Below are 25,100 nucleotides of genomic sequence, written 5' to 3'. Positions count from 1 at the left end.
CCGCCCCTCGCCTCCTAACCTCGACGCATGGACATCACCGCCGAACGAATCGATGACTTCTTCGCGCGTTACGCCGGCTCCCTCACCGCGTTCGATGCAGATGCGGCTGCCGCTCTCTGGTCCACGCCCGGACTCGTCGTCGACGACAACGCTTCGATCGTCGCGGCATCCCGAGAGGAGATGGCGGCCGGCGTGCGGGCCTCGTATCCGCTGTACAAGCAACTGGGGCTGGCGTCCGTCGACCGCGAGTTGCTCGACGTCACCCGCGTGACCGAGCGGCTCGCGTTCGCGCATGTGCGCTTCGTCTTCCGGGATGCTGACGGCGCACGGCTCACCGACACGACGAGCCACTACCTCCTGCGCGATGAAGACGGAGAACTTCGCGCGACGGTCTGCATCGAGACGGATGCCGCCGAAACCTCCGCGCGCTCGCCGCCGAGAAGGGCGTGGAGCTGCCGGACGCGTGATCCCGGTATGGGGTGATCTACCTGGGTAGATCGACCCATCGGCATCTGACCGCACCTTCGATAGCGTGAAAGCACACCGAGACCTGAGGGGGAATCACGATGTCCGCAGAAGCGACCACCACCTTCCATTCGAACGCCGACGCCGCGACGACCGCAGCCGCCGTGCAGCGCGTGCTCGCCGATAACAAGAGCAAGGTTCTTGGGCAGAGCCCCGACGGCACGCAGATCGACTTCCAGACCAAGAAGACGCTGCTCAACTGGGAGCTCCTCGGCCGCGCGAACGTCGTGCCCGCGGCATCCGGATCGGACGTGCACCTGTCGCTGAACGTGCACCACAACCGTCCGCCGGCACTCATGGACGGCGTGAAGAACAAGAAGGCCATCGAGAAGCTCGCGGGGCAGATCCAGGCGGCTCTCGGCTGAAGTTTGAAGTGAGAGAGCAGTACACGGACGTGCGACCTTGTTAAGAACGGTCTCGTTGCATAGCGCACGGTCCGGTCCCGCTACGATCAGTCCATGCCAGATCCGAACGCAGGCGAGGACGTCCTCGCAACGTGGTTGATTCCCCTGCGCGAGGCCGCGACCTTTGAGCTGGTCGTCAGGCCCGGCGAGGTCGTGACTATCGTTGGCGCTAACGGCACGGGTAAGTCCGCGCTCGCGACGTGGCTCCTCCATGAGCTACCGACCGATGTGCCGATCAAACGGGTGCTTGCACAACGAAAGATCTGGTTCCAGTACTCCGGAGCGGCGATCAGTGCTGCAGAGCGGTCGAATGCAACTGAGAGTATCGACCGGTGGAACCGTAGTACGAACTCGCGTTACTTGGACCACGCCGACGGGCAGCGATCGAGCATTGCGCTGTTCGATTTGCTTGGTCACATTAACCACGAGAGTCGGAGCGTCGTGGCAATGTACGACGCTGGGGCGAGTCGCGCCGAAGTCGATGCCGCTTTCGGTGGGCGTCTGCTTAAGACGCTCAACGAGATATTGGAGCGTGCAGGCCTCCACGTCTCGCTGCTGTTGACGCCCGAGGAGACTCTAGAGACGAGGCATCTCACGCTTGGTGTTCAGTATCCTGTGCACCTCATGTCGGACGGCGAGAAGAGCGCACTCCTACTCGCGGCGGAGATCCTTACCGCTCCCGAGGGCGCGGTAATCGTTATCGATGAACCGGAACGTCATCTTCACCGCGCGGTCTCGGCTTCGCTCATCCGGGCGATCCTGGCATGCCGCGATGATTGTGCTTTCGTCGTTCTCACTCACGACCTAGACCTTGCGGGAGGCTTGTCCAGTGAGACGGGTCGGACTCTTACTGTCTCGAGTGTCGAATGGGGAGTGCCGAACCAAGGCCTGATGGGACTCACCGAGGCCCAGCCCATCGCATGGGATCTGCACGAGGTTGGAGACAGTCTTGACGTGCCCGAGGCTGCTCGTCACGCGATTCTCGGAGGCCGACGTCAAGTTTTGTTCATCGAGGGTGACCGCGACAGCGTGGATCTCCCCCTTTACGCCGAGTTCTTTCCCGATCGGCTGCTAGTTCCGAGCGGCGGATGCGATCTGGTGATCCGGTCAGTGGCGGGGCTGAGAGCCAGCGAAGCACTTCATTGGATCGACGCTGCAGGCATGGTCGATGGTGATGCACGGTCTGAGGACGAACGCGCGAGTCTCGTCAGCCGGGGCGTCCACGTTCTTCCGTTCATGGAAATCGAGAACGTGTACTATGACTCCGCCGTCCTCGACGCAGTGGCAAACCGGCAGAGCGAAACTCTCGGTTCGGGGGCCGGGGAGCTTCTTGCGGCGGCCCGAGATAGTGCGATCGCTGCGTTGCGGGAACCAGGAGTCATTGAGCGGCTGGCGAAAAAAATCGCGAGGGACGAGGTGTCCCGCCGACTCGTCAGCAGTATGCCCGGGGAGATTTCAGATGAAGAGATCGTCATACAGATTCAGTCGCCATTGCCCGAGACTCAGCAACGTCTTTCTGAGTTACTCGCTTCCGAAGACTACGATGCCCTGATTCGCAACATTCCAATCCGCGACACCTCGGTGCGGGCGCGTGTTGCGCGCGCGCTGGGCTTCCAATCGATCAGTGCCTACGAACAGAGCGCACTGACACGAATACGTCGATCCGCGGGCCTGCGCGACTCGCTCGAAGTTACGCTTCGTTAGCCGGCTACTCGAACCCGCCCGTCAGCCTTCCCCGCATCCGCTGACTGCTGTCGTTCATCCCGACGATCTCGACGGTCTTCCCCATCCCCGCGTACTTCGTCTCGATCGCATCCAACGCGGCGACGGTCGACGCATCCCACACGTGCGACCGCGACAGATCCACCACTACCCGCGACGGATCCTCCGAGTACGAGAACAATGTCGTCAGGTCGTTGCTCGACGCGAAGAACAGCTCGCCGTCCACGACGTACGTCACAGAATCGCCGGACACGCTCCGCGACACCGACACGAAGTGCGCCACCCGCCTCACGAACAGCACCGACGCCACCAGCACTCCGCCGACCACCCCGATCGCGAGGTTGTGCGTGAGAAGCACCAGCACCACCGTCGCGATCATGACGAAGGTCTCGCTCTTCGGCATCCGCTTCAGGGTCGACGGCTTCACGGAGTGCCAGTCGAATGCGCCGATCGCGACCATGATCATCACCGCGACAAGGGCCGCCATGGGGATCGTCCCGACGAAATCCCCGAATACGACCACCAAGAGAAACAGGAACACGCCGGCGCAGAAGGTCGAGATGCGGGTCCGCGCGCCCGACGCCTTGACGCCGATCATGGTCTGGCCGATGACCGCGCATCCGCCCATGCCGCCGAAGAAGCCCGACAGCATGTTCGCGACGCCCTGCGCCCACGACTCGCGCGTCTTGTTCGAGTGGGTGTCGGTGATCTCGTCGACGAGCTTCGCGGTGAGCAGCGACTCCATGAGTCCGACGAGCGCGACCCCGAGCGCGAACGGCGCGATGATGCCGAACGTCTCCCACGTCCACGGGATGTCGGGCAGGAACAGCGACGGCAGACTCCGCGGCAGCTCGCCCTGATCGCCGACCGTCGGCACCGTGATGCCCATCGTCAGCACCACCGCGGTCACGATGATCACCGACACGAGCGGCGCGGGCACGATCTTCATGATCCGCGGCATGACGATCATCACGAGGATGCCGAGCGCGACCAGCGGATACACGAGCCACGGCACGTCGATCAGCTGCGGGAACTGCGAGCTGAACACGAAGATCGCCAGCGCATTCACGAACCCGACCATGACGCTGCGCGGGATGAACCGCATGAGCTTCGCGACGCCGAGCACCCCGAGGACCACCTGGAACACCCCCGCGAGGATGACGGTCGCGATGAAGTAGTCCATCCCGTACGTCGGCGCGACGGGCGCGATCACGAGCGCCACCGCTCCGGTCGCCGCGGTCACCATCGCCGGCCTGCCGCCGAGGAACGCGATCGACACCGCCATGATGAACGACGAGAACAGCCCCACCTTCGGATCGACGCCCGCGATCACCGAGAACGCGATCGCCTCCGGGATCAGAGCCAGCCCCACGACCAGTCCCGCCAGGACCTCGCGCGTCAGCATCCGCGGACTCTTCAGCGCATCGAGAACAGAGGGCTTCGCCCGGTAACGGGCGCGGTCATCGACCGTGAGTGCAGACATAGGGGATGCTCCAGAAAGGGCCGCGCGAAAGGGGCCGACAGTCCAGAGTAGAGCGGATGCCGGGGGCCGACGTGCGTCGGTCGTTGAGCGAGGAGCGCAGCGACGAGACGAAACGTGGTGGGGGTTCTGAGACGCTCACCGCGTTTCGTCTCGCTCGGCTTCGCCGGGCTCGCTCAACGACCTGTGGGTTCGGGTTCGCCGGGCTCGCTCAACGACCTGTGGGTTCGGGTTCGCCGGGCTCGCTCAACGACCTTCGGTTCTGGCGAACCCCGCCACCACCGCCCCCGCGACCGTGACCGCCGCGGCCCCGAGGAACAGCCACGAGAACCCGCCGGTCATCGCCTCGGGCACTGCGGCTCCCGCCGCGGTCAACGCCTCGGTCCGCAGCGAGGCGACGGTGCCGAGCACGGCGAGTCCGAGGGCTCCGCCGATCTGCTGGCTGGTGTTCACGAGCCCGCCGGCGAGTCCGGCCTCTCCGCCATCGACCCCGTCTACCGACAGCTGCGTGGCCGTGACGAAGGCTCCGCCCAGGCCGATGCCGATGAGGAGGGTCGGTCCGAGCAGGTGCGCGACGAATCCGGCATCCGCGGGCGCGAACGACAGCCACACGAGCCCCGCCGCGAGCACGAGCAGCGACCCGATGAGCGTCGGGGTGAGCCCGAGGCGCTGCACGAGCGCGGGGACGATCCCGGCGACCACGACGAGCGCGCCGGCGAGGGGGAGCTGCGAGAGCCCGGTGGTGAGGGCGTCGTAGCCGAGCACGGCCTGCATGTACACCGACAGGGCGAAGAACAGCGCGACCATCCCGGCGCCGACCAGCAGCACGACGAGGTTGCCGATCGCGAGGGTGCGGGTGCGGAAGATCCCCAGCGGCACGAGCGGGGATGCCGTGCGACGCTCGATCGCGATGAACGCCGCACCGAGGGCGACCGCGAGCACGATCAGGCCCAGCGGCAGCGGATGCACGATCCCGACCTGCTCGACGGCGCTGAGCGCACCGACGATCGCGACAAGCGCGCCGGTGATCGTCACGGCGCCCCACACGTCGAGCTTCTCGCTCGCGGACGCGGTGTCGCGCGAGATCAGCAGCGGCACGGCGACGAGCACGATCACGCCCACCGGAACGTTCACGAAGAACACCGACTGCCACCCGAACGCGCCGGTGAGCACGCCGCCGAGCAGCACCCCGGCGGCGGATCCGATGCCGGCGACCCCACCCCACACGCCGAGCGCCTTCGAGCGATCGCCTGGCGCGGGGAAGAGTTGTGTCAACAGGGCCAGCGCCGAGGGAGCGAGCAGCGCCGCCGACATGCCCTGCAGGGCGCGGGCCGCGAGCAGCATCTCGCTCGAGAACGAGAACCCCGCCAGTGCGGATGCCGCGACGAACCCGGCCGTGCCGATCAGGAAGATCCGTCGATGGCCGTAGCGGTCGGCGAGCCGTCCGCCCAGCAGCAGCAGGCCACCGAACGCGAGGACGTAGGCGGTGATCACCCACGCCAGTGCAGCGGTGCTCATGGAGAGCTGCTCGCCGAGCACGGGCAGGGCGATGTTGACGATCGAGGCGTCGAGCACGACGAGGAACTGCGCGAGGGCGAGGAAGCTCAGCGCGAGCCAGCGCCGAGAACTGCGCACGGTCGTCGCGGGTGAGGGGGTGGTGAGGGTCATGATGTGCTCCTTGATTGCGTTGTTAGTGAGTGGTCACTCACTCTGAATGGCATGAAAAAACAGGGCGAACGCGGGGGATTCATTCCGGGTGTCGGATGCCGTGCGCGACGATCTTCGCCCACGGCGCGCTGCTCTCGTCGACCCGGGCGGTGACGATCAGGTGGCACAGCTGCCCGTAGGCGATGAAGCGCTGCACGGCGTCGTCGCTGCCGGCCGACCGCTGGCGCACGAACTCCGTCACCTTCGCGAGCCCGGCGCGCAGCGCGTCGCCGATCTCGGGGATCTCTGCCGCGGACTGTGCGTGCACCTGCAGCATGAGCAGCGATCGGTCGCGGATGAGATCGGCGTACGCCTCGCCCATCGCATCCAGTACCTCGTCGGGGGTCGGGGATGCCGCGGCGTCAGCCCCGGCATCCAGGGCCTCGATGATCCGCTCGAAGCAGGCCTCGAGCGCAGCGACGAACAGCTGCTCCTTGCGCGGATACAGCTTGAAGACGTACGCCGGCGAGATCTTCGCCTCGCGGGCGACGTCGGCCACGGTCGTGCGGAAGTAGCCGCCGCGCGCGAACTCGACGAGCGCCGCCGCCGCGACCAGGGGTCGGCGGACATCGGCGGTCGAGAGAATCGGGCTGCGCGGGGTCATGTGAGTGACTGTACTCGGGTGAGAGTGATTGGTCAATCACTCTTTGGTGGGTGAGCGTGAAGAGGGGACTCGCGGCGGAACGCCGGTCGTCTGGCGAGACGTGGCTCGCTGGTCGGTGCGAATGACGCGCTCTCCACAGAATGCCCTCACATTGACGTTGTTCACAGCCCGTGGCACCGGGACCTCTGGTGTCCGGGATGCTCCCTAACCTCGCCCGCATGAGCATTCACATCCCTGCCCGAGTCTCCGCCTTCATGCACCTCGAACTGACGACATCATGTCACCCGGAGCGTGATCGACTGATCACACTTCCGCGGAGCGCCCCCGTGGGGTGGGCGATCGATGCATACCTCCTGAGCATCGGACGCGAGCCGCGCGAGCAATTTGATTACGAGGACGAACCCGAGTCATTCGATGAGTGGCCCTACCGCTATCGCCGGGGCGGTGAGTACCGCAGTGACGAGTTCGCGTTGGAAGACCATCGCCCTGATGTCCGCGTCTCGGACGCGGTGCCTCCGGAGATCGGTACGCCCTTGGTGTCCGTGACCCTGCCCGGTGAAGGAAGGACCGCCGATCGACCGTCCGCGGAGGACTGGTTGACGGCTGAGGCGCCGTTCCGCGAAGACGACGTCAACCGAGAGCTTCTGCAGCGACATGGGGTGGTGAGGCCGTTCTTCGACGATCTGGACATGAGGCCTGACTGCCCGGGCATCCGTGATTCTTCGCCGGCGGCGACGTTGCTCAGCGCCCTCACCCCAGCTCGCCGGCTCGCCCTGCTCGGACATCTCGAGGAGGTGCTGTCCCAGGTCGCGGCACCTGGCCTCCCGGACGTCGAGGCGGCGGTCATGCCGTTCGCGGAACTGATGCGCCACCTCGGAGTCGGCGGCGTGGCTCAGGAACCGTCGTCGGGCTGGCTGCCTGACACAGATGTCGTGAAGCTCGCAGAGGCTCTGGGGTGGGGTGGGGACCGGCAGCTGGCCCTCGCGAGAGGACGGGTTCTCGTCGAGTTCGCGCGGGAGTCGAGGGTGATCCGGAGATACAGAGGGCGAGTGGTGGCCACTGCGTCCATGAGGCGACTCGTCGTGGCCGGCCGTGGAACCCTCGACGCGCTCGCCGGTCTGATCGGGGCATCGACTCGTGATCGATACGGATACCCACTCCCACGCCGTGAGGCGGAGATCGCGCTCGCACTTCTTGCGGTGGCCGACGGATCGGCCGCGCACCTCGACGCGGTCGCCGATCGGGTGGAAGCGGGCATACAGGCGTTCGACACGCGGGGTCTGTTCCGTGACTACCGCTTCGACGACATCATGGCGACGCGCACGCCGGACCTGAGTGACGCCGACGGGGAGGTCCGTCGTGTCCTCGATGCGCTCTCGTGCATGTCGGCTCCGGGGCGATTCGGAGTCGTCACCCCCGCGATGCGTGAGGTCGCACGTCGTGCGCTTGCGTGAACGCGCGGACCTTCCGGATCAATATGAGCATCATGCTTCCCTGATACTCACCAATATGCGCTATCAAGCGATGCTTCTGATGCTCGAAACGCTCCCCGATTTTGCTCTCGCCCCGCGATGAGCGGATACTCGACCCATCCGCGCCGACTCGGAAGCGACATGACACACACTGCTCTCGACCCCCACGCGACCATCGCCGTGATCGGCGCCGGCCGCCTCGGCGTCGTCCTCGCCCGAGCACTCGACGCCGCGGGGTTCGACGTCCGCGGTCCGCTCGGACGGAGTGACGAGATGCCCGCGGTCGACCTCGCGATCCTCTGCGTCCCGGATGCCGCGATCACCGAGGCCGCAGCATCCGTCCGCCCGCATGCACACCGCCTCGCTCACGTCTCCGGGGCGACCGGGTTGGATGACGTCGATCTCAGCATCCACCCGCTCCAGACGTTCACGGGATCGGAGTCGCCCGCGGTGTTCCGCGGCGTCGGCGCCGCGATCGACGGGCGCACGTATGCCGACCTCGTACTCGCCGGGGAGGTCGCTATGACCCTCGGGATGCAGACGTTCCGGGTCGACGACGCGCACCGGGCGAGCTATCACGCCGCGGCATCGTTCGCTTCGAACTTCGTGCTCACGGTGCTCGACGCCGCCGAACGGCTCGCGACGCCGTCCGGCGTCGAGCGCGCGCACCTCGCCCCGCTCGTACGGCAGACGGTGGAGAACTGGGTCGCGTCCGGGGCGTCGACCGCGCTCACCGGGCCGATCGCGCGGGGCGACGAGGAGACGGTCGCGCGGCAGCGCGCGGCATCCGGCGATCTCGCTCCGCTGTTCGACGCGCTCGCCGCCGCGACGCGCGAGATCGTTGCGCGGAAGGGTGAGAGATGAGGATTCTCCGTACGATCGGCGAGGTGCGCGCCGCCGTGAGCGACGCGCGCACCGAGGGGCGGAGCGTCGGGCTCGTGCCCACGATGGGAGCGTTCCACGAGGGGCACCTGTCGCTCATGCGCGAGGCCCGCGCGCATCACGACCTCGTCGTCGTGTCGCTGTTCGTCAACCCGACGCAGTTCGCGCCGAACGAGGACCTCAGCACCTATCCGCGCGACGAGGCCCGCGATGCCGAACTCGCCGAGGCGGAGGGCGTCGACATCCTGTTCGCGCCGGAGCCCTCCGAGATCTACCCAGAGGGGTTCGCGACGAGCATCCACGTCGCCGGCATCAGCGAGGTGCTCGACGGTGCGATCCGCGGCGCCCACCACTTCGACGGCGTCGCGACCGTCGTCACCAAGCTGTTCGGCATCGTGTGCCCCGACGCCGCGTACTTCGGGCAGAAGGATGCGCAGCAGGTGCTCGTGGTCCGCCGCGCCGTACGCGATCTCGACCTCGATGTGCGGATCGTCGCCTGCCCGATCGTGCGCGAGGCCGACGGGCTCGCGATGAGCTCGCGCAACGTCCACCTCGATGCGGACGCTCGGCAGCGGGCGACCGCGCTGAACCGGGCGCTCGACGCGGGAGCCGCAGCGCTCCGTTCCGGCGATCCCATCGTGCCTGCAGCCCGCGCGGTCCTCGCCCAGTCCGGCATCGAGCCCGAGTACCTGGAACTCCGGGATGCTGAGACGCTGGAGCCGGTCGCGCGGGTCGACCGCGACGCATTGCTGCTCGTCGCGGCTCGCGTCGGCGCCACCCGACTGATCGACAACCACCTGCTGCAGGGGCCGCGCGCCACCGCATCCGCCACCGCATCCCTCCCCGACGGAAAGGACGACGCCTGATGCGACGCACCATGCTGAAGTCGAAGATCCATCGCGCGACCGTGACCGGCAGCGACCTGCACTACGTGGGCTCGATCACCGTCGACCCCGACCTGCTCGAGGCCGCCGACATCCTGCCGCACGAACAGGTGCACGTCGTCGACGTCGACAACGGCGCCCGCTTCGAGACCTACACGCTGGTCGGCGAACGCGGATCCGGAGTCATCCAGGTCAACGGCGCCGCCGCCCGACTCGTGCACACGGGCGACACGATCATCGTCATCTCCTACGCCGACTACTCGCCAGACGACCTCGTCGACTACGAACCCGTCGTCGTGCACGTCGACCGGTCGAACGCGATCGTCCGCGTCGACGACGCTGTCGGCGAACTGGTGGCCTCCGCATGAGCGCGCACGCGGCACCGACCCGCGCCCTCACGATCGCCGACCTCGCGCGCAAGAAGAATGCCGGCGAGCCGATCGTCATGGTCACGGCCTACGACCATCCCAGCGCGCAGATCGTCGAGTCCGCGGGAGTCGACATGGTGCTGGTCGGCGACTCGGCCGCGATGACCGTGCTCGGCTACGACAGCACGGTCCCCGTCACGGTCGACGAGATGCTCATGCTCACGAAGGCCGTGCGGCGCGGTCTCTCCCGGCCGCTGCTCGTGGCCGACCTGCCGTTCGGCTCCTACGAGGCCTCCGATGCCCTAGCGCTCGAGACCGCGCAGCGCTTCGTCAAGGAGGCCGGTGTCGACCTCGTGAAGATCGAACGCGGTGGCACGACCGTCGACCGCGCCCGTGCACTGGTGAATGCCGGCATCCCGGTGGTGGGGCACGTCGGACTGACCCCGCAGACCGCGACCGCTCTCGGCGGATTCCGCGCGCAGGGCCGCACGGCCGAGGCCGCGCTCGCCGTGATCGACGACGCCCTCGCCCTGCAGGATGCCGGAGTCTCGCTGATCGTCGTCGAAGCCGTGCCCTCCGCCGTGACCGCGGCGCTCATGCCGCTGCTGCGGGTGCCGGTGATCGGCATCGGCGCCGGGGCGGATGCCGACGGCCAGGTGCTCGTGTTCCACGACCTGCTCGGCATCTACGACGGGCCGGCTGCCGCGTTCGTCAAGCGTTACGCCGAGGTGCGCGCGGCCTCGGTCGACGGGGTCGCAGCCTATGCGCGAGAGGTGCGATCGGGCGAGTACCCCGGGCCCGAGCACGGCTACGGGATGCCGGAGGCCGAGGTCGCGCGGCTGCAGGAGCTGCTCGCGGGGCGGTAGGCCGAAGCGCAGCGCCGGGGCGCGGCATCCTCTCCCGGCCGTCGTAGCGCAGGAGTTCCCTCGACTCGAAGGATGCTTCCGGGCGGGTGCTCCTGCGGAGTGCGAGAGCTCCTGCGGAGTGCGAGATCTCCTGCCGAACGTGCGGCCGACGAAGCGGGGATCACGGCTCCCAGCGCAGGATGTCGCCCGGCTGGCACTCGAGCGCCTCGCACAGAGCATCCAGTGTGGTGAATCGCACGGCCTTCGCGCGGCCGTTCTTCAGCACAGCGAGATTCGTCGGAGTGATGCCGATGCGCTCTGCGAGCTCGCCCACGCTCATCTTGCGCCGGGCCATCATCACGTCGATGTCGACGACGACGGGCATCAGATCACCTCGTTGTCGAGTTCGGACCGCAGAGATCGCGCCTCCGTGTCGCGATCGATCGCCTGTCGCAGTAGAGCTTTCATCACGACGACGAGCAACGCCATGCCGCACAGAACGAGCCCAGCCCCGCCGACGAGGGCGACGGCTCCCGGTGCCATGTCGCCCGGTGCGAGCAGCGCGGCGAATGCGAAGGTGACCGCGGCGGCGACGAGGACCGCTCCGATGATGACGTCCACGAATCGGAACGACGACACCGAGAAGATCGACCCTCGTCGCACGCGCGTCAACAGCATCCACACGCAGATCCCGAACACCTGCATGGTGCCGACGCCCAGCACGATCAGCCCCACGATCGTGGTGCGCCCCCAGAGTTCCTCCGCACCGAGGTCGAGCCACAGCATCGGCACGATCAGCGCCTGCACTGCGACCGACCCCACGAGCGCTACCGCGATGAGAACGCGCAGCACCGCGATCGTGATCCGACCCATGACCCACCTCCATCGAAGAACAACAGGAATCTATCGTTTATCGTTCGATGAGGCAAGGTGGTGGTGTGGGGTAGCCTCCGTTGCCGACGGTGTTCTCACGCTGCGCAGGAGCATCCCGGGCAGAGGGTCCTGCGAATCGGGGGATCTCCTGCAGAACGTGTGAGCAGCGCGGCGGGATGCGCGATGCCGGATGCGGGATGCGGGATGTGCAGGTCTACTCCGCCCGGCGGACCCGCAGGGTGAACGCGATGAGCGCGAGCGCGATCACGATCACTCCGTACCCGAGGCATACGGCGCCGAGGCCGAACGCTCCGACCAGGGTTCCTGCGACCACGGCAGGCACGGCGAACGCGAGGTAGGCGAGCACGTAGATGACCGCGAACGTATCGGCGCGGGCATGTGCGGGGATGCGGGGAGCGAGCGATCCGACCACGCCGGAGAAGGCCGTACCGAAGCCCATACCCGTGATCGCCGTCGCCGCGAGATAGAAGGGGAGGGACCCGAGGCCCAGTGCGACCAGCGACAGCGCCGTGCCGACGGCGAGGGCCGCCGTGCCGAAGATCACCGAGGTGCGCGGAGCGCGACGGCGAAGGGTGAACGCCGCGATCGCGCCGACGCCGGCGAGCATCGCGACCGACAATCCTTGCCAAGTGTGCGCCTCGCCGCCGAGTTCGGTGCGCACGATGTTCGCGCCGAGGGAGAGGAACAGGCCGCCCGTCGCCCAGCCGGCGATGACCGCGGGGGCGCCTCGCCAGAAGTCAGCGCGGATGCTGCCAGGGATCGACAGGCGGAAGCTCAGCGACGCCCACGCTCCGGGCGTCAGCGGCGCCGTCTCGGGGGCGAGCAGGAACAGTCCGGCGAGCACGAGGTAGGCGACCGTGAGCGGAGCGAACACGTCGAGCAGCGGTTCGCCGGTCGCGTCGAGGGCGATGCCCGAGACCAGCGCGCCGAGCGCAAGGCCGATGCCGGGGCTCAGGGCGTTCCCCAGGGCGGCGGTCCTCGAGCGGCCGCCGGGTGCGAGATCGAGGGCGGCGGCCGAGAGCGCGGCGATCAGCACGCCGCTCGCGGCACCCTGGAGGATGCGCGCGAGCACCAGCGTCGCGACCGAGTCCGCATGCCAGAACAGCACCATGCTGCCGGCGAGGAGGAGGAGTCCGCCGACCACGACCGGACGGCGGCCGATGTGATCCGACAACGATCCTGCGGTCAGGAGGGCGAGGAGCAGCGCGATCGCGTACACGGCGAACACCGCACTGATCACGATCGCGTCGAAGCCGATCTCGGCGGCGAGCACCGGATAGAACGGCGACGGCGCGCTCGCGCCCATCATCATCACGATCTGCGTTCCCACGGCGAGGACGAACCCGAGACGCGCGCGGCGAGGGGTTGTGGCATCGGCGGTCTGCGCGGTGATGGGCTGAGTGGTGGTCATGGGGCTCCTCGGGTGGCTGCGCTCCGGCATCCGCGGTTCGACAATCATCGAACCGTGGCGACGTTACTCGCCTTCCTCGGATTGTTCAACTATTCTCGAACCATGCCTGGCGACCTTCCGCATCCGGATCGCTCCGAGATCCAGTTGACCGACGTGCTCTTCGCGCTCAGCGATCCGGAGCGCCTCGCGATCGCGCGACAGCTCGCCGACGGCCCGCTCGACATGGCCGCCTGCCACGCCACCGATCCGAACCTTCCCAAGTCCACGAAATCGCACTTCATGAAGGTGCTGCGCGAGGCCGGCGTCATTCGCAACGAGCCCAATGGGCGACGGAGGATGCTGACGCTGCGGCGCGACGACCTGGACCAGCTGTTCCCCGGGCTGCTCGACTCGGTGCTGCGGGGGTGAGGGGGTCTCGGGTCCCGTTTCTCGTCCCTCGGGCCCGTCTCCCGCAGTATCTCGAAGTGCCGGAACTATTCGTACATATATTCGAAAGTCGAGCGTCCCGTCGCCTAAAATGGAGGCATGGCAACTCTGACCGCACTGCACGAGGCGATGGCCCGCCTCGACGAGGCGTGGGCAGAGTGCGACGACGTGCTTTCGTTCTCTCGATCTCAGCTGCTCGCGGTCAACGGGGCTGTCGACGCGCTCAAGAGGCGCCTCGATGCCGTGCACGTCGAGGTCGTGGCGCGGATAGCCGATGAGTCGCGCCGCGAGCTCGGGGCAGACAGTCTCGCGAAGCAGCAGGGATACCGATCGTCGGCGAAGCTCATCGCCGCGAGCACGGGGATGTCGACGGGTGACGCGAGTCGCCTGATCAAGATCGGCGAGGCGACGGCGCCGCGGGCTGATCTGCTCGGTGCTCCGTTGCCGGCGAAGTATCCGGCCGTGCGCGAGGCACTCGGCACAGGAGCGCTGAGCGTGCAGGGGGCGGCGCTGATCGTGGCGCTGCTCGACCGTTGCCGTGTCGCCGCGGGGCGAGAGCGCACGGCGGAAGCGGAGCGTCGGCTCACCGAATCCGCCCCCGGGCTCGGACTCGACGACGTGCGACGACTTGTGACGAAAGCCGAAGCGTGGCTCGATCCCGAGGGCGTCGAACCACGTTCCGTCGAACAGCGGGCCCAGCGGTCGCTGACGATCTTCGAACGCGACGGGATGGTGCACCTCGACGCTCGGCTCGACGCGGAGTCTGCGGCGCCGGTGGTCACCGCGATCCGCGGATACGTCACGGCGGCGTTCGCCGCCCGCAAGGACTCCGTTGCGCCGGACGGGCTCGATGTGGACCGTCGTTCGGTGCCGATGCTGCAGGCCGACGCGCTCGCGCTGTTCTGCGCGCACGCTCTCGGCTGCGAGGAACGCCTGCCGCTCGGAGGAGCGACCGTCGTGGTGCGTGTGGCTCTCGCAGACCTCGAGTCGGATGCCGGAACGGCCGCGATCGACGGACTGGACCAGCCCGTCGGAGCTGGCGCGGCACGGCGGATGGCGGCGGACGGAGGAATCATCCCCTGCGTTCTGGGAGGCGACAGCGAGATCCTCGATTGGGGGCGCGAGAAGCGTCTGTTCACCAGGTCGCAACGGCTCGCGCTCGTCGAACGCGACGGAGGATGCGCGATGTGCGCACTGCCTCCGCAGATGACCAAGGCCCATCACATCCGATGGTGGAGTCGAGATCGAGGGTCGACCGACCTGGACAACGGAGTGCTGCTCTGCGAGACCTGTCATCACCGTATCCACGACAACGGCTGGGAGGTCCGCATCGACGGTCGAGGCATCGACGGGCGGGTGTGGTTCGTGCCGCCACGGTGGGTGGACCCTGAGCAGACGCCACGGCTCGGAGGACGAGCGCGGTTCGATCCCGGACGCGGGATGGACCGGGTGGCATAACGGTGATCGGGCGTGTCAGGGGGTCAGCGGAAGTAGGACGCGCCGTTCAGGTCGAGCACCGCGCCCGAGGTCCACACTGCGCCGGGGGAGGTGAGATACGCGACGGCGTCGGCGACCTCCTCGGGCGTGCCGACCCTGTCGAACGGGCTCTGCCCGCGGATGTCGTCGCCACCGACGCCCTCGAGCTTCAATGCCTGCCGCTCGGTCGCGATCATCCCCGGAGCCACCGAGGTGACCGAGATCCCGTACGGCGCGAGCACGAGAGCCACCGACTGGCCGAACGCCTGAAGGCCGGCCTTCGTCGCGGCATACGCAGGATGATCGCGCTCGCCGCGGAACGCACCGCGCGACCCGACGTTCACGATCGCCCCACCCTCACCCTGAGCGATCATGCGCTGCGCCACCAGCATCGTCACATTCGACGATCCCAGCAGATTCACCGCGACCATATCCGCCCACGCGCGCTGCCAATCCTCGAACGACACCCCATCCACGCGATGCGCGTTCGCAGCACTCGGAGCGACCGCCGCGTTGTTCACCAGGATGCCGATCGATCCCAGGGCCTCGGCTGCGGCATCCACCACGGCCTGCGCCCCGGCAGGATCGCCGAGGTCCCCGCCGACGAGCACATGCCCATCACCGTCCAACGACGCGAGTGTCCGCTCCGCAGCATCACGATCGCGGCCGAAGTGCACCGCCACACGATCGCCTCGGCGGGCGAACGCCTGCGCGACCGCACGCCCGATACCGCGGGACGCACCGGTGACGAGCGCAGTCGCCATCAGGACGCGACCCGGCCGCGCACCACGGGCGTCGGCTCGATCTCTGACCACACCGCATCGAGCGACAGATGCAGCACGCCCGCGATCGCGGCGATCGTCGAGAACGCCGGCGTCGCCACACGACCGGACTCGATCTTGCGCAGAGTCTCCGGCGAGACGCCCGCATCGAGAGCCACGCTCAGCATCGACCGTTCACCGCGCGCGCGCCGCAGCAGAGCGCCGAGACGCTCACCGCGCTCGACCTCAGCGGGACTCAAAGGGAGGCGAACCATCATGCACCGATTCTAATACCGGGATAGTTTGACCGGTATAGTTATACCATGATCGAGATCCTCACCTCTGCTCAGCTCGACCGGGCCCGCGACACCGGTGCGCTCGTCGGCGGCATCCTGCAGACACTCAAGAACCGAGCCGAGGTCGGTGTGAATCTCCTCGATCTCGATCGCTGGACGAAACAGCTGATCGAGGATGCCGGGGCCGAATCCTGCTACGTCGACTACGCCCCGTCGTTCGGCAGGGGCCCCTTCGGACACTACGTCTGCACAGCGGTGAACGACGCCGTGCTGCACGGGATGCCCCACGACTACCGCCTCGCCGACGGAGATCTCCTCACACTCGACCTGGCGGTGACCCTGCGCGGCGTCGCCGCCGACGCGGCGATCAGCTTCACGGTCGGCACGCGCGCGGCATCCGACGACCTCGCCATGATCGATGCGACCGCACGCGCGCTCGCGGCAGGCATCGCGGCGGCACGCCCCGGCGCGCGGATCGGCGATCTCTCCCACGCGATCGGCACGGTTCTGCACGACTCCGGCTACGCGATCAACGGCGAATTCGGCGGCCACGGCATCGGCTCGACCATGCACCAGGACCCGCACGTCGCGAACGACGGACGCCCCGGCCGCGGCTACACGCTGCGCCCCGGCCTGCTCCTCGCGCTCGAGCCCTGGGTCATGCGCGACACCGATCAGCTCGTGACCGATGCCGACGGATGGACGCTCCGCAGCGCCACCGGATGCCGCACCGCGCACACCGAGCACACGATCGCCATCACCGAGAGCGGCGCGGAGGTGCTCACGCTCCCACGCTGACGCAGGAATGCGGGGTCGCGGGGTGGGTGCGCGCCGTCGAGGTAGGCGATGACGCCGGCGTAGGAGGATGGCGGGGGGATCCTCCTGCCTCCGCGGTATGTCCTACCATCGGGGACGGATCAGCCCTTCGGGAACAGCTCAGCCCTTCGGGGACGAGTCAGCCGCGTCGGGCGCGGCTGCGAACCCGACGCACCGCGCGACCGGCGAGATCCTTGAGGCGACCGCCCGGGAACACCCGGCGCAGCTCCACGACCCCGCCGCGCATCGCGACGGGCGTGCACGTCCGTCCCGCGAGGAAAGGCGAGTGCCCGGCGCCGGCCAGGGTCGCGGCATCCGAGGTGAGGGGCACGTCGAACGTCCACCCGGCGCGGCGGACCTTCGCCACCAGGCGCGCACTGCGCGAGTCGTCGCCGTGACCGAACACCTTGAGCGGGTCGAGCGCGAGCGATGCGGTACGGCCGTCCTTCAGGCGGGCGCTTGCGATGACGCGCTGGTCGCCCGCCCCTCCGATGACGAGTTCCACGCGGTCGTTGCCCAGCTCCCTGCCCGCTTCGAGCAGTCCGGTCGGCAGCCCGTCCATCGGCACCGGCAGCGACGTGAGGCGGCCGGACTCCGGATCGATCACGAGCCCATCCTCGCCGTCGCGCAGGACGTCCACGCGCAGGCCCAGGTGCAGCCCGCCACCGCGCGACCAGGATGCCGAGGTCACGGCGACCCGGCACTCGAGATCGCTCTCGAACCGGGCGAAGGCGAGGAGGTCCGCCCGCCGGTCGGCGCGCAGCAGGGCGGCGCGGATCCGCTGCGGGAACGCGAGACCCCCGTCGACCCCCGGACCGAAGCGGCGGCGCACGAGCGGCACCACCACGTCCAGGAGACGGTCGCGGTACTCGGCCGGGTAATTCACCAGACGCTTGCCGGCCAGGCGCTTCAGGATCTTGCCGCGGAACCAGTGCCGCAGCAGACGGTCCCGCAGCGGACCCGGCTGCGTGTACTGTTCCACGAGGTCGAGCACGGCCTCCAGATGCGGGAAGTAGGACTCCGGATCGATCCGCGCCGAGCTCGCGCTGCCCGCCTGCTTGACCCACGCATAGCAGGGTGTGCTCGCGAGGATCGAGATCCGCTCGGCCTCGAAGTACGCGCGCATCACGAACAGGTGATCCTCGAGTCGCACCTTGCCATCGGGGAAGCGCACCCGCTTCTCGCGCAGGAACTCCGTGCGGAACATCTTGTGCGGCGTGAGCATCTCGAGCAGCGGGTCGCGGCCCAGGCGGGCATCCGGCACGTCGCGGCGGTAGATCCGCGAGGGGAGCGGCCGACCGATGCCGACCTCCTTGCCGACCAGGACGTCGGCGCCGTGCAGATCCGCATAGTCGCACATGCGCTCGAGCGCCTCGTCGAAGAGCCAGTCGTCCTGGTCGACGAACTGCACGTAGTCTCCGCGCGCCGCAGCGACTCCTTCGTTGCGGGGCGTGCCGGGCCAGCCCGAGTGGGGCAGGTACAGCACGCGGGCGTAGGGCCGGGTGCGCTCGACCTCCGCCAACCGGGCCTGCGTCGGCTCGTCGGAGCCGTCGTCGCACAGCAGCAGCTCGAACCGAGAATGGTCGAGGGTCTGCCGGTCGAGCGATGCGATGAGATCGTCGAACGACGGCCCGGGATTGAACACGGGGACGACCACGCTCACACGGATGTGGGCGGAAGGGGAGTTCGCGGGCGCAGCAGAAGTCGACATCGCAGGCAGTCAACCATCACGGGCTATGCACCCGCACGGGGGTTGCCATGAGTGGGCTGACGTGCTGAGCAGCGCGCGGACGGATGCCGCGACTCGGCGCTACGGACGGGCGGCGCGGGCCCGGAGGAACGCCGCGACCTCGGCATCCTCTGCGAGCTCGGCCGCGCGGGCATAGGCGTCCGTCGCGTCGCGACCGCTCGCGGCGAGCAGCTCGGCGCGCGCCGCCCAGTACGGCTGGAAGGTCTCCGCCTCGGCGGGTAGAGCGGCGAGCGCGGGCAGAGCGGCGAGTCCGGCATCCGGGCCGTCGAGGCGCGCCGTCACGACGGCCGCCGCGACCCGAGCCCCGAGGGTGGGTGCGATTTCCAGAAGCGCCGCGTACAGCATCCGCAGTGCCGCCCAGTCCGTCTCACCCGTGCGCCGTCTGTCGATGTGCACGGCCTGGATCGCGGCCTCCACCTGGAACCTGCCTGGTGCGCCGTCCGGCCGTGCTCGCCGCAGATATGCCTCGCCCTCGGCGATCAGCGCGGCATCCCAGTCCTGGGGGTCCTGCTCGTCGAGGGGCACGAAGCCACCGGTCCGACGTCGGGCGAGGGTCAGCGTCGTCAGCGCCGCGAGTCCCCAGGCCTCCGGCTCTCCGTCGATCAGGGCGGCGAGCGTGACGGCGAGGTACTGCGCCTCGCCGGCGAGCGACGAGCCGTCGCCGCGCCACGACAGCGCCGTGCACCCGTACACGGCCTCCAGCACCGCGGGCAGACGCTCCGGCATCGCCGTGCGGTCCGGCACGGCGAACGGGATGCGGGCGTCCTTGATGCGGCGCTTCGCCCGCACGAGACGCTGCGCCATGGCGGCGGGCGGCACCGCGAACGCCCGCGCGATCTCGGCAGCGTCGAAGCCCAGCACGGTCTGCAGCATGAGCGGCGTGCGCACGGCCGGGTCGATCGCCGGATGCGCGCACACGAACAGCAGCTCGAGTCGCTTGTCGCCGATCGCGAGCGGATCGTGTTCGGCGAGCGGGTCGGTCGCGGCGTGCACCGCGTCGTCGAGCGGGGCGGATGCGCGCATCGCGGACGACTTCCACACGTCACGCAGTCGGTTCCTGGCCACGGTCAGCAGCCATCCTTCCGGGTTGTCGGGGACGCCTCCGGAGGGCCAGCGCCGCAGCGCCTCCTCGAAAGCGCCCGACAGCGAGTCCTCGGCCAGGCCGATGTCGCCGCTCCGCGCGGCGAGCAGGGCGACGAGCCGCCCGTAGGAGGACCGCGCCGCGCGCTCGGCGACGACGCGGGCCTCCTCGGCGCTCATCGGTTCGGCGTCCAGACGCCGTCGACCGTGTGCACGGCTCCCGGCCGCACCTCGACCGCGCCCCACTGCACCGACGGCGCCTGCCGGGCGTAGCCGATCGCGGCGTCAAGATCGGGCACATCGATCACGAACGTGCCGCCGAGCTGCTCCTTCGTGTCGGCGAAAGGGCCGTCCTGCACCTGCAGGGCGCCGTCGCGCATCCGCACGGTCGTCGTCACGGCCGACGGCTGCAGCACCTCGCCGCCGATCAGCACTCCAGCGGCCTGCAGCGTCGCGGCGTAACTGGCGAAAGCGGCCTGGCCCTCGGCCAGCGCCTCCTCGCCCAGCTCGGCCTCACTCATCTCGGGGTAGTGCAACAGCAGTGTGTAGCGCATCGCTCTCATCTCCTCTGTCAGCGGTCAGCGTACAGAGGGATGACGAGCGAGCAGAAGGCCGATCGACAGCATCCGCCGACTTTCTCGCAGGGGCCGGATTCCCACCCCACGCACAGCCTTAACGATATATCGTTGAGTATCGCTCACCGGCTCCATCGACAGCACTGGGAGGTCATCATGAACAACTCATTCCCCTTCGGCAACACCGGCCAGGGCGGCGACAACCCGCTCGGCGGACTTTTCGGATCCGGCGGTCTCGGCGGCCCGAACGGACCCGCCGGCGCCATCTTCGACGCGCTCGATCAGCTCCGCAAGTCCTTCGACGCACCGCGCCCCAGCGGTGGCTCGCGCATGGCCCGCGGCGACGTCCGCACCGCCGTGCTCTCGCTCCTCGCAGAACGACCCATGCACGGCTACCAGATCATCAGCGAGATCGCCGAGCGCAGCGGCGGATCGTGGAAGCCCAGCGCAGGCTCCGTCTACCCGACGCTGCAGCTGCTCGCCGACGAGGGGCTGATCGAGGCCGAGGAGCAGAACGGTCGCAAGACCTACTCGCTCACCGAGGCAGGTCGCGCCGTCGCCTCCGAATCGACCGAGGCCCCCGCGCCCTGGGAGTCGACCTCGACCAAGGACGGACACCGCAACGACCCGCGCTTCACCGCGCTCCCCAAGGCCGGAGTCGACCTCGCCGCGGCCGCCGCGCAGGTCGGTCGCAGCGGCAGCCCCGAACAGGTTCAGCAGGCCATCGACGTGCTCGACGAGGCCCGCCGTAGGCTGTACACGATCCTCGCTCAGGACTGACCCCGGACGAACAGAGGCCATCGATGACGGATGCTGCGGCGCAGGGCGCCCATCGCGCCCGGTACCGCCGCATCCTGTCGTTCGCGGCGCGGGAGTTCACCATCGTTTGGTGGTACGAGCTCGTCCTCCCGCGCCTCGGCCTCTCGCGCATCTCCGAGCGCACGCGACCGCCGCGCCTGCAGCGGTTCGCGCAGCGCTTCCACGCCCTGGCGATCGAACTCGGCGGGCTGATGATCAAGGTCGGGCAGTTCATGTCCTCGCGCCTCGACGTGCTGCCGCCCGAGATCACCAAGGAGCTCGAGGGCCTGCAGGACGAGGTGCCCGCGGTGCCGTTCGCCGACATCCGCCGGGTCGCCGAAGCCGAGCTCGGCATCCCCCTGGACCGCGCCTACGCGTGGTTCGACGAGACGCCCGTGGCGGCGGCATCCCTCGGACAGGCGCACCGCGCCCGTCTCTCCGAGCTCGACGCAGCGGACACAGGACTCGACCAGGTCGTCGTCAAGGTGCAGCGACCCGGCATCGACGGGATCGTCGAGACCGACCTCGCAGCACTCCGCCGCGTGGCGCGCTGGGCGATGCGGGTGCGCCTCGTGTCCGACCGCGTCGACGCCCCCGCTCTGGTCGAGGAGTTCGCTCACACGAGCCTCGAGGAGATCGACTACCTGCATGAGGCGGCGAGCGCGGAGCGGTTCCGCGAGAACTTCGGCGACGACCCGCGCATCGACGCGCCCGAGATCGTCTGGGAGCGGTCGACGCGTCGCGTGCTCACGCTGTCGGACGTCACGGCCATCAAGATCAACGACATCGAGGCCCTGCGCGCTGCGGGCATCGACCCCTCCGCCGTGGCCGACGCCTTCGCCGAGGTCATGTTCGACCAGGTCTTCACGCACAGCTTCGTGCACGCCGACCCGCACCCCGGCAACATCTTCGTCACGCCCGCCCCCTCGCTGGACGGCGGGTTCCGCCTCACGTTCATCGACTTCGGGATGATGGCCGAGGTGCCCGACAACCTGCGCGACGGCCTGCGCACTCTGCTCATCGCGGTCGCCGGACGCGACAGCCGCGGGCTCGTCGCCGCCGCGCAGGAGATCGGCGTGCTGCTGCCGTCCGCCGACACCGCCGAGCTCGAGCGCGCGCTCACGGCCCTGTTCGCACGCTTCGGAGGTATGGGGTTCGCGGAGCTCGCGCAGGTCGACCCGCGCGAGTTCATGGCCTTCGCCGACGAGTTCGGCGACATGGTGCGCTCGCTCCCGCTGCAGCTGCCCGAGAACATGCTGCTGCTGATCCGCGCGGTGTCGCTCACCTCGGGCATGTGCTCGAGCCTGGATCCGTCTTTCAACGTCTGGGATGCGGCCGAGCCCTACGCCGGGCGGCTGCTGCGCGACCAGACCGGCGGGTTCATGCGCGACATGGGGACGCAGGCCATGGAGAACGCCGCCGTCACGTGGCGTCTGCCGAAGAAGATCGACGCGATCATCTCGCGGGTGGATGCCGGCACCGTGACGTTCGACACATCGCGCCTGGAGCGCCGGATCGACCGGCTCGAAGGGCTCGCGCGGCGGATCGGCTCCGGCGTGCTGTTCGCCGCGATGCTCGTGGGCGGCGCGCTGCTCGTGCCGACGCTGCAGCCGCTCGGCATCACTCTGATCTGCGTATCGGCGCTGCCGCTGCTGCACGCCGTGTTCGCGGGCGTGGGCCGGCGCCGCTGAACGGGGCCGCCGCCGCTGAACGGGGTCCTCGAGGTCGGGTCACGGCGTTTCGTCTCGCTGACGCTCGCTCAACGACCGGATGGGGGCGGTGCTGGTCGTCCTCGCTCGACGACCCGCAGGAACGGCGCCGAAATGCCGGCATGGGAGAATCGGTGGTCATGGACACTCCTGACGAGAAGCCCAGACAACGCACAGACCCCACCAAGACGACCACCGAGACCTTGAAGCAGGCCGGCAAGCAGGCGGGCAAGATCGTCCGGGACATCGCGACGGTCCCGCCGCGCAGCGTGCACCCGGCCCTCGTGCCCGGCGTCTCGGTCGAGGAGACCGGTCGCACCTACCGCACCGACCCGCTCGTGTTCGGCGTCGCCGCGTCCTTCACGATCGCGTTCATCGCGTGGGGGGTCTTCGCGGGCGACAACCTCGCCGGCACGACTCAGACCGTGCTCGACTGGGTCGTCGAGTACTTCGGCTTCTTCTTCACGACGATCGCCACCGTCATCCTCGTGTTCATGCTGTTCATCGGGTTCACGCGCTACGGTCGCATACCGCTGGGCCGCGACGACGAGGAGCCCGAGTACTCGATGTTCTCCTGGATCTCGATGCTCTTCGCCGCCGGCATGGGCATCGGCCTCGTGTTCTGGGGAGCCGCCGAGCCGCTCACGTTCTTCGAGAACCCGCCGCCCGGCACGGTCGAGGCGAACACCCTCGAGGCCATGCACACCGCGCAGGCCCAGGTGCTGTACCACTGGGGTCCGCAGGCGTGGGCGTTCTACGCGCTCGTGGGAGGCGCGATCGCGTATGGCGCGTTCCGTCGCGGCCGCACGCCGCTCATCTCGTCGATCTTCGCGCCGCTGCTCGGCGAGGGCCGCACCACGGGACCCCTCGGCCGCACGATCGACGTCTTCTCGATCATCGTCACCCTGTTCGGCACCGCCGCCTCGCTCGGACTCGGCGCCCTGCAGATCGGACATGGCGTCGAGATCGTCAGTGGCATCGGCGAACTCGGCAACGGCGTGCTCATCGCGGCGATCGCCGTGCTCACCGCCTGCTTCATCGCCTCGGCCGTCTCGGGTGTCTCGAAGGGCATCCGTGCGCTGTCGAACATCAACGCGGTCGCGGCGCTCGTGCTCGCGTTCTTCGTGTTCTTCGTCGGTCCGACGCTGCTGATCCTCAACGTCATCCCCTCGGTGGCCGTGCAGTTCCTCGGCGACCTGCCCGAGATGATCGCCCGCTCCGCCTCGCAGGGCGACGAGGCGCAGATGTTCCTGTCCAGCTGGACGATCTTCTACTGGGCGTGGTGGATCTCCTGGTCGCCGTTCGTGGGCATGTTCATCGCCAAGATCTCGCGTGGCCGCACCATCCGTCAGTTCGTGTCGGTCGTCATCCTCGTGCCCGCGGCGATCTCGCTCGTGTGGTTCGCGATCTTCGGCACCACGGCGATCCAGCAGCAGATGGACGGCGCCGGCCTCACGGTCGACCCGCCCGAGGAGGTGCTGTTCGGCGTGCTCGACAACCTCCCGTTCCCGCTGATCACCAGCATCCTGCTGATCCTGCTCATCTCGATCTTCTTCATCACCGGAGCCGATTCCGCCTCGCTGGTGATGGGCACGCTGTCGCAGCAGGGCAGGCCCGATCCGTCGCGCTGGGTCGCTGTCGTGTGGGGTGTGCTGGTCGGTGTGATCGCCGCGGTCCTCCTCGTCACGGGTGAGGAGGGGAGCGGTCTGCGCTCGCTGCAGAACGTCACGATCATCGCGGCGCTGCCTTTCGCCGTGATCATGGCGTTCATGATGGTCGCGTTCATGAAGGACCTGCGGCGCGACCCCATGATCCTCCGTGAGCGCTATGCGCGGGCGGCCGTCCGCCACAGCGTCATGGCCGGCCTCGAGGAGTACGGCGACGACTTCGCGCTCGTGCCGGTCGAGTACGACCACTCCGAGGACGACCTGGCCTGGATCGACGAGTCCGAGGTCGACGACAGCCTCGCCGAGGTCTACGCGACCGCGACCGAGGCGATCGACATCATCCCGGATGCGGGGCAGGATGCCGGTGCCAAGCAGGATGCCGGAGCGGATGCGGACCCCGCCGCCGCGCTCGCCGAGGACACGGCCGAGTCCGTCGACGAGGCCGGCGGCACCGCCCCGACCGAGCGCTAGCCGCGCGCCGTCCCGTTGAGAGATGGAAAACGCCGCTGACGGATGCCGTTCAGCGGCGTTTTCCATCTACCGAGCGT

25 protein-coding genes are annotated in these 25,100 nt (G+C 68.6%); 14 read left to right on the top strand and 11 right to left on the bottom strand.

Going from position 1 to position 25,100, the window contains the following annotated elements; translation table 11 throughout:
* Positions 1-27 precede the first annotated feature (27 nt).
* The 3 genes from MRBLMX7_RS08775 (at position 28) to MRBLMX7_RS08765 (ending at position 2,633) form a co-directional block, all read left to right on the top strand.
* Entirely contained in the window at positions 28-483 is a 456-nt protein-coding gene (locus MRBLMX7_RS08775; protein ID WP_363367646.1) for a hypothetical protein, read from the top strand.
* Between the two features lie 83 nt (positions 484-566).
* Positions 567-890, top strand: coding sequence for a hypothetical protein (locus tag MRBLMX7_RS08770; protein WP_341935895.1), 324 nt, complete (start codon positions 567-569; stop codon positions 888-890).
* 93 nt (positions 891-983) lie between these two features.
* A complete protein-coding gene (locus tag MRBLMX7_RS08765; RefSeq protein ID WP_363367643.1) occupies positions 984-2,633 on the top strand; it encodes an AAA family ATPase in 1,650 nt (549 codons plus the stop codon).
* Between the two features lie 4 nt (positions 2,634-2,637).
* Here the strand turns inward: MRBLMX7_RS08765 and MRBLMX7_RS08760 are convergent, their stop codons facing one another.
* The 3 genes from MRBLMX7_RS08760 to MRBLMX7_RS08750 form a co-directional block, all read right to left on the bottom strand.
* Positions 2,638-4,134 carry a SulP family inorganic anion transporter gene (locus tag MRBLMX7_RS08760; RefSeq protein WP_363367641.1) on the bottom strand — a complete coding sequence of 499 codons (1,497 nt, stop codon included), beginning with the start codon at positions 4,132-4,134 and terminating at the stop codon, positions 2,638-2,640.
* A 243-nt stretch (positions 4,135-4,377) separates the two neighbouring features.
* Positions 4,378-5,799, bottom strand: coding sequence for an MFS transporter (locus tag MRBLMX7_RS08755; RefSeq protein WP_363367639.1), 1,422 nt, complete (start codon positions 5,797-5,799; stop codon positions 4,378-4,380).
* Positions 5,800-5,878: 79 nt separating this feature from the next.
* Complete coding sequence (locus tag MRBLMX7_RS08750; protein WP_363367637.1) at positions 5,879-6,442, bottom strand: TetR/AcrR family transcriptional regulator; 564 nt, start codon at positions 6,440-6,442, stop codon at positions 5,879-5,881.
* Between the two features lie 218 nt (positions 6,443-6,660).
* On the opposite strand from MRBLMX7_RS08750, the gene MRBLMX7_RS08745 reads away from it, so the two are divergent.
* The 5 genes from MRBLMX7_RS08745 to panB all read left to right on the top strand — a co-directional run bounded on the left by MRBLMX7_RS08745 (position 6,661) and on the right by panB (position 10,914).
* A complete protein-coding gene (locus MRBLMX7_RS08745) occupies positions 6,661-7,896 on the top strand; it encodes a hypothetical protein (RefSeq protein ID WP_363367635.1) in 1,236 nt (411 codons plus the stop codon).
* Between the two features lie 159 nt (positions 7,897-8,055).
* Positions 8,056-8,778, top strand: a complete 723-nt coding sequence (locus tag MRBLMX7_RS08740; protein ID WP_363367633.1) for a DUF2520 domain-containing protein — start codon at positions 8,056-8,058, stop codon at positions 8,776-8,778.
* On the top strand, positions 8,775-9,662 hold the full coding sequence (gene panC, locus MRBLMX7_RS08735) for a pantoate--beta-alanine ligase (RefSeq protein WP_363367631.1): 888 nt from the start codon (positions 8,775-8,777) through the stop codon (positions 9,660-9,662). The genes MRBLMX7_RS08740 and panC overlap by 4 nt, the downstream gene beginning before the upstream one ends.
* Positions 9,662-10,048 (top strand): aspartate 1-decarboxylase, encoded by a 387-nt coding sequence (gene panD / locus MRBLMX7_RS08730; RefSeq protein WP_363367629.1) that lies wholly within the window; start codon positions 9,662-9,664, stop codon positions 10,046-10,048. Before panC ends, panD begins: the two co-directional genes overlap by 1 nt.
* Complete coding sequence (panB, locus tag MRBLMX7_RS08725) at positions 10,045-10,914, top strand: 3-methyl-2-oxobutanoate hydroxymethyltransferase (protein WP_363367627.1); 870 nt, start codon at positions 10,045-10,047, stop codon at positions 10,912-10,914. Before panD ends, panB begins: the two co-directional genes overlap by 4 nt.
* A gap of 160 nt (positions 10,915-11,074) precedes the next feature.
* On the opposite strand, the gene MRBLMX7_RS08720 is transcribed toward panB, so the two are convergent.
* The 3 genes from MRBLMX7_RS08720 to MRBLMX7_RS08710 all read right to left on the bottom strand — a co-directional run bounded on the left by MRBLMX7_RS08720 (position 11,075) and on the right by MRBLMX7_RS08710 (position 13,198).
* Entirely contained in the window at positions 11,075-11,278 is a 204-nt protein-coding gene (locus tag MRBLMX7_RS08720; protein WP_050723066.1) for a helix-turn-helix domain-containing protein, read from the bottom strand.
* Positions 11,278-11,766 (bottom strand): DUF2975 domain-containing protein, encoded by a 489-nt coding sequence (locus MRBLMX7_RS08715; protein ID WP_363367624.1) that lies wholly within the window; start codon positions 11,764-11,766, stop codon positions 11,278-11,280. The genes MRBLMX7_RS08720 and MRBLMX7_RS08715 overlap by 1 nt, the downstream gene beginning before the upstream one ends.
* Positions 11,767-11,980: 214 nt before the next feature.
* Positions 11,981-13,198 (bottom strand): MFS transporter, encoded by a 1,218-nt coding sequence (locus tag MRBLMX7_RS08710; protein WP_363367622.1) that lies wholly within the window; start codon positions 13,196-13,198, stop codon positions 11,981-11,983.
* A gap of 12 nt (positions 13,199-13,210) precedes the next feature.
* Between MRBLMX7_RS08710 and MRBLMX7_RS08705 the strand changes: the two genes are divergently transcribed.
* Positions 13,211-13,606: an ArsR/SmtB family transcription factor gene (locus tag MRBLMX7_RS08705; protein ID WP_363367620.1), complete on the top strand. Its 396-nt coding sequence runs from the start codon at positions 13,211-13,213 to the stop codon at positions 13,604-13,606.
* A 117-nt stretch (positions 13,607-13,723) separates the two neighbouring features.
* Positions 13,724-15,082: an HNH endonuclease gene (locus MRBLMX7_RS08700; protein ID WP_363367618.1), complete on the top strand. Its 1,359-nt coding sequence runs from the start codon at positions 13,724-13,726 to the stop codon at positions 15,080-15,082.
* Between the two features lie 23 nt (positions 15,083-15,105).
* On the opposite strand, the gene MRBLMX7_RS08695 is transcribed toward MRBLMX7_RS08700, so the two are convergent.
* Both MRBLMX7_RS08695 and MRBLMX7_RS08690 read right to left on the bottom strand, forming a co-directional pair.
* The gene (locus MRBLMX7_RS08695) at positions 15,106-15,864 is read right to left on the bottom strand and encodes an SDR family NAD(P)-dependent oxidoreductase (protein ID WP_363367616.1); all 759 of its coding nucleotides are present in this window, start codon (positions 15,862-15,864) and stop codon (positions 15,106-15,108) included.
* Positions 15,864-16,136, bottom strand: a complete 273-nt coding sequence (locus MRBLMX7_RS08690) for a helix-turn-helix domain-containing protein (protein ID WP_363370868.1) — start codon at positions 16,134-16,136, stop codon at positions 15,864-15,866. The genes MRBLMX7_RS08695 and MRBLMX7_RS08690 overlap by 1 nt, the downstream gene beginning before the upstream one ends.
* 48 nt (positions 16,137-16,184) lie before the next feature.
* Between MRBLMX7_RS08690 and map the strand changes: the two genes are divergently transcribed.
* A complete protein-coding gene (gene map, locus MRBLMX7_RS08685; RefSeq protein WP_363367614.1) occupies positions 16,185-16,955 on the top strand; it encodes a type I methionyl aminopeptidase in 771 nt (256 codons plus the stop codon).
* Positions 16,956-17,112: 157 nt separating this feature from the next.
* On the opposite strand, the gene MRBLMX7_RS08680 is transcribed toward map, so the two are convergent.
* The 3 genes from MRBLMX7_RS08680 to MRBLMX7_RS08670 all read right to left on the bottom strand — a co-directional run bounded on the left by MRBLMX7_RS08680 (position 17,113) and on the right by MRBLMX7_RS08670 (position 20,357).
* Entirely contained in the window at positions 17,113-18,684 is a 1,572-nt protein-coding gene (locus tag MRBLMX7_RS08680; RefSeq protein ID WP_363367612.1) for a glycosyltransferase family 2 protein, read from the bottom strand.
* Between the two features lie 99 nt (positions 18,685-18,783).
* Positions 18,784-19,983, bottom strand: coding sequence for an RNA polymerase sigma factor (locus MRBLMX7_RS08675; RefSeq protein ID WP_363367610.1), 1,200 nt, complete (start codon positions 19,981-19,983; stop codon positions 18,784-18,786).
* A complete protein-coding gene (locus tag MRBLMX7_RS08670) occupies positions 19,980-20,357 on the bottom strand; it encodes a YciI family protein (RefSeq protein ID WP_363367608.1) in 378 nt (125 codons plus the stop codon). Before MRBLMX7_RS08670 ends, MRBLMX7_RS08675 begins: the two co-directional genes overlap by 4 nt.
* 177 nt (positions 20,358-20,534) lie before the next feature.
* Between MRBLMX7_RS08670 and MRBLMX7_RS08665 the strand changes: the two genes are divergently transcribed.
* From MRBLMX7_RS08665 to MRBLMX7_RS08655, 3 genes are all read left to right on the top strand, one after another.
* Positions 20,535-21,158: a PadR family transcriptional regulator gene (locus tag MRBLMX7_RS08665; protein WP_363367606.1), complete on the top strand. Its 624-nt coding sequence runs from the start codon at positions 20,535-20,537 to the stop codon at positions 21,156-21,158.
* Between the two features lie 23 nt (positions 21,159-21,181).
* Positions 21,182-22,867 carry an ABC1 kinase family protein gene (locus MRBLMX7_RS08660; RefSeq protein WP_363367604.1) on the top strand — a complete coding sequence of 562 codons (1,686 nt, stop codon included), beginning with the start codon at positions 21,182-21,184 and terminating at the stop codon, positions 22,865-22,867.
* A gap of 158 nt (positions 22,868-23,025) precedes the next feature.
* Positions 23,026-25,023, top strand: a complete 1,998-nt coding sequence (locus MRBLMX7_RS08655; RefSeq protein WP_363367602.1) for a BCCT family transporter — start codon at positions 23,026-23,028, stop codon at positions 25,021-25,023.
* Positions 25,024-25,100: the final 77 nt, after the last annotated feature.

It is taken from the genome of Microbacterium sp. LMX7-1.2 (assembly GCF_040675935.1).
Classification (GTDB): domain Bacteria; phylum Actinomycetota; class Actinomycetes; order Actinomycetales; family Microbacteriaceae; genus Microbacterium.
The sequence above is the reverse complement of the archived record's forward strand: the minus strand, read 5'-3'. Positions and strand labels throughout refer to the sequence as shown.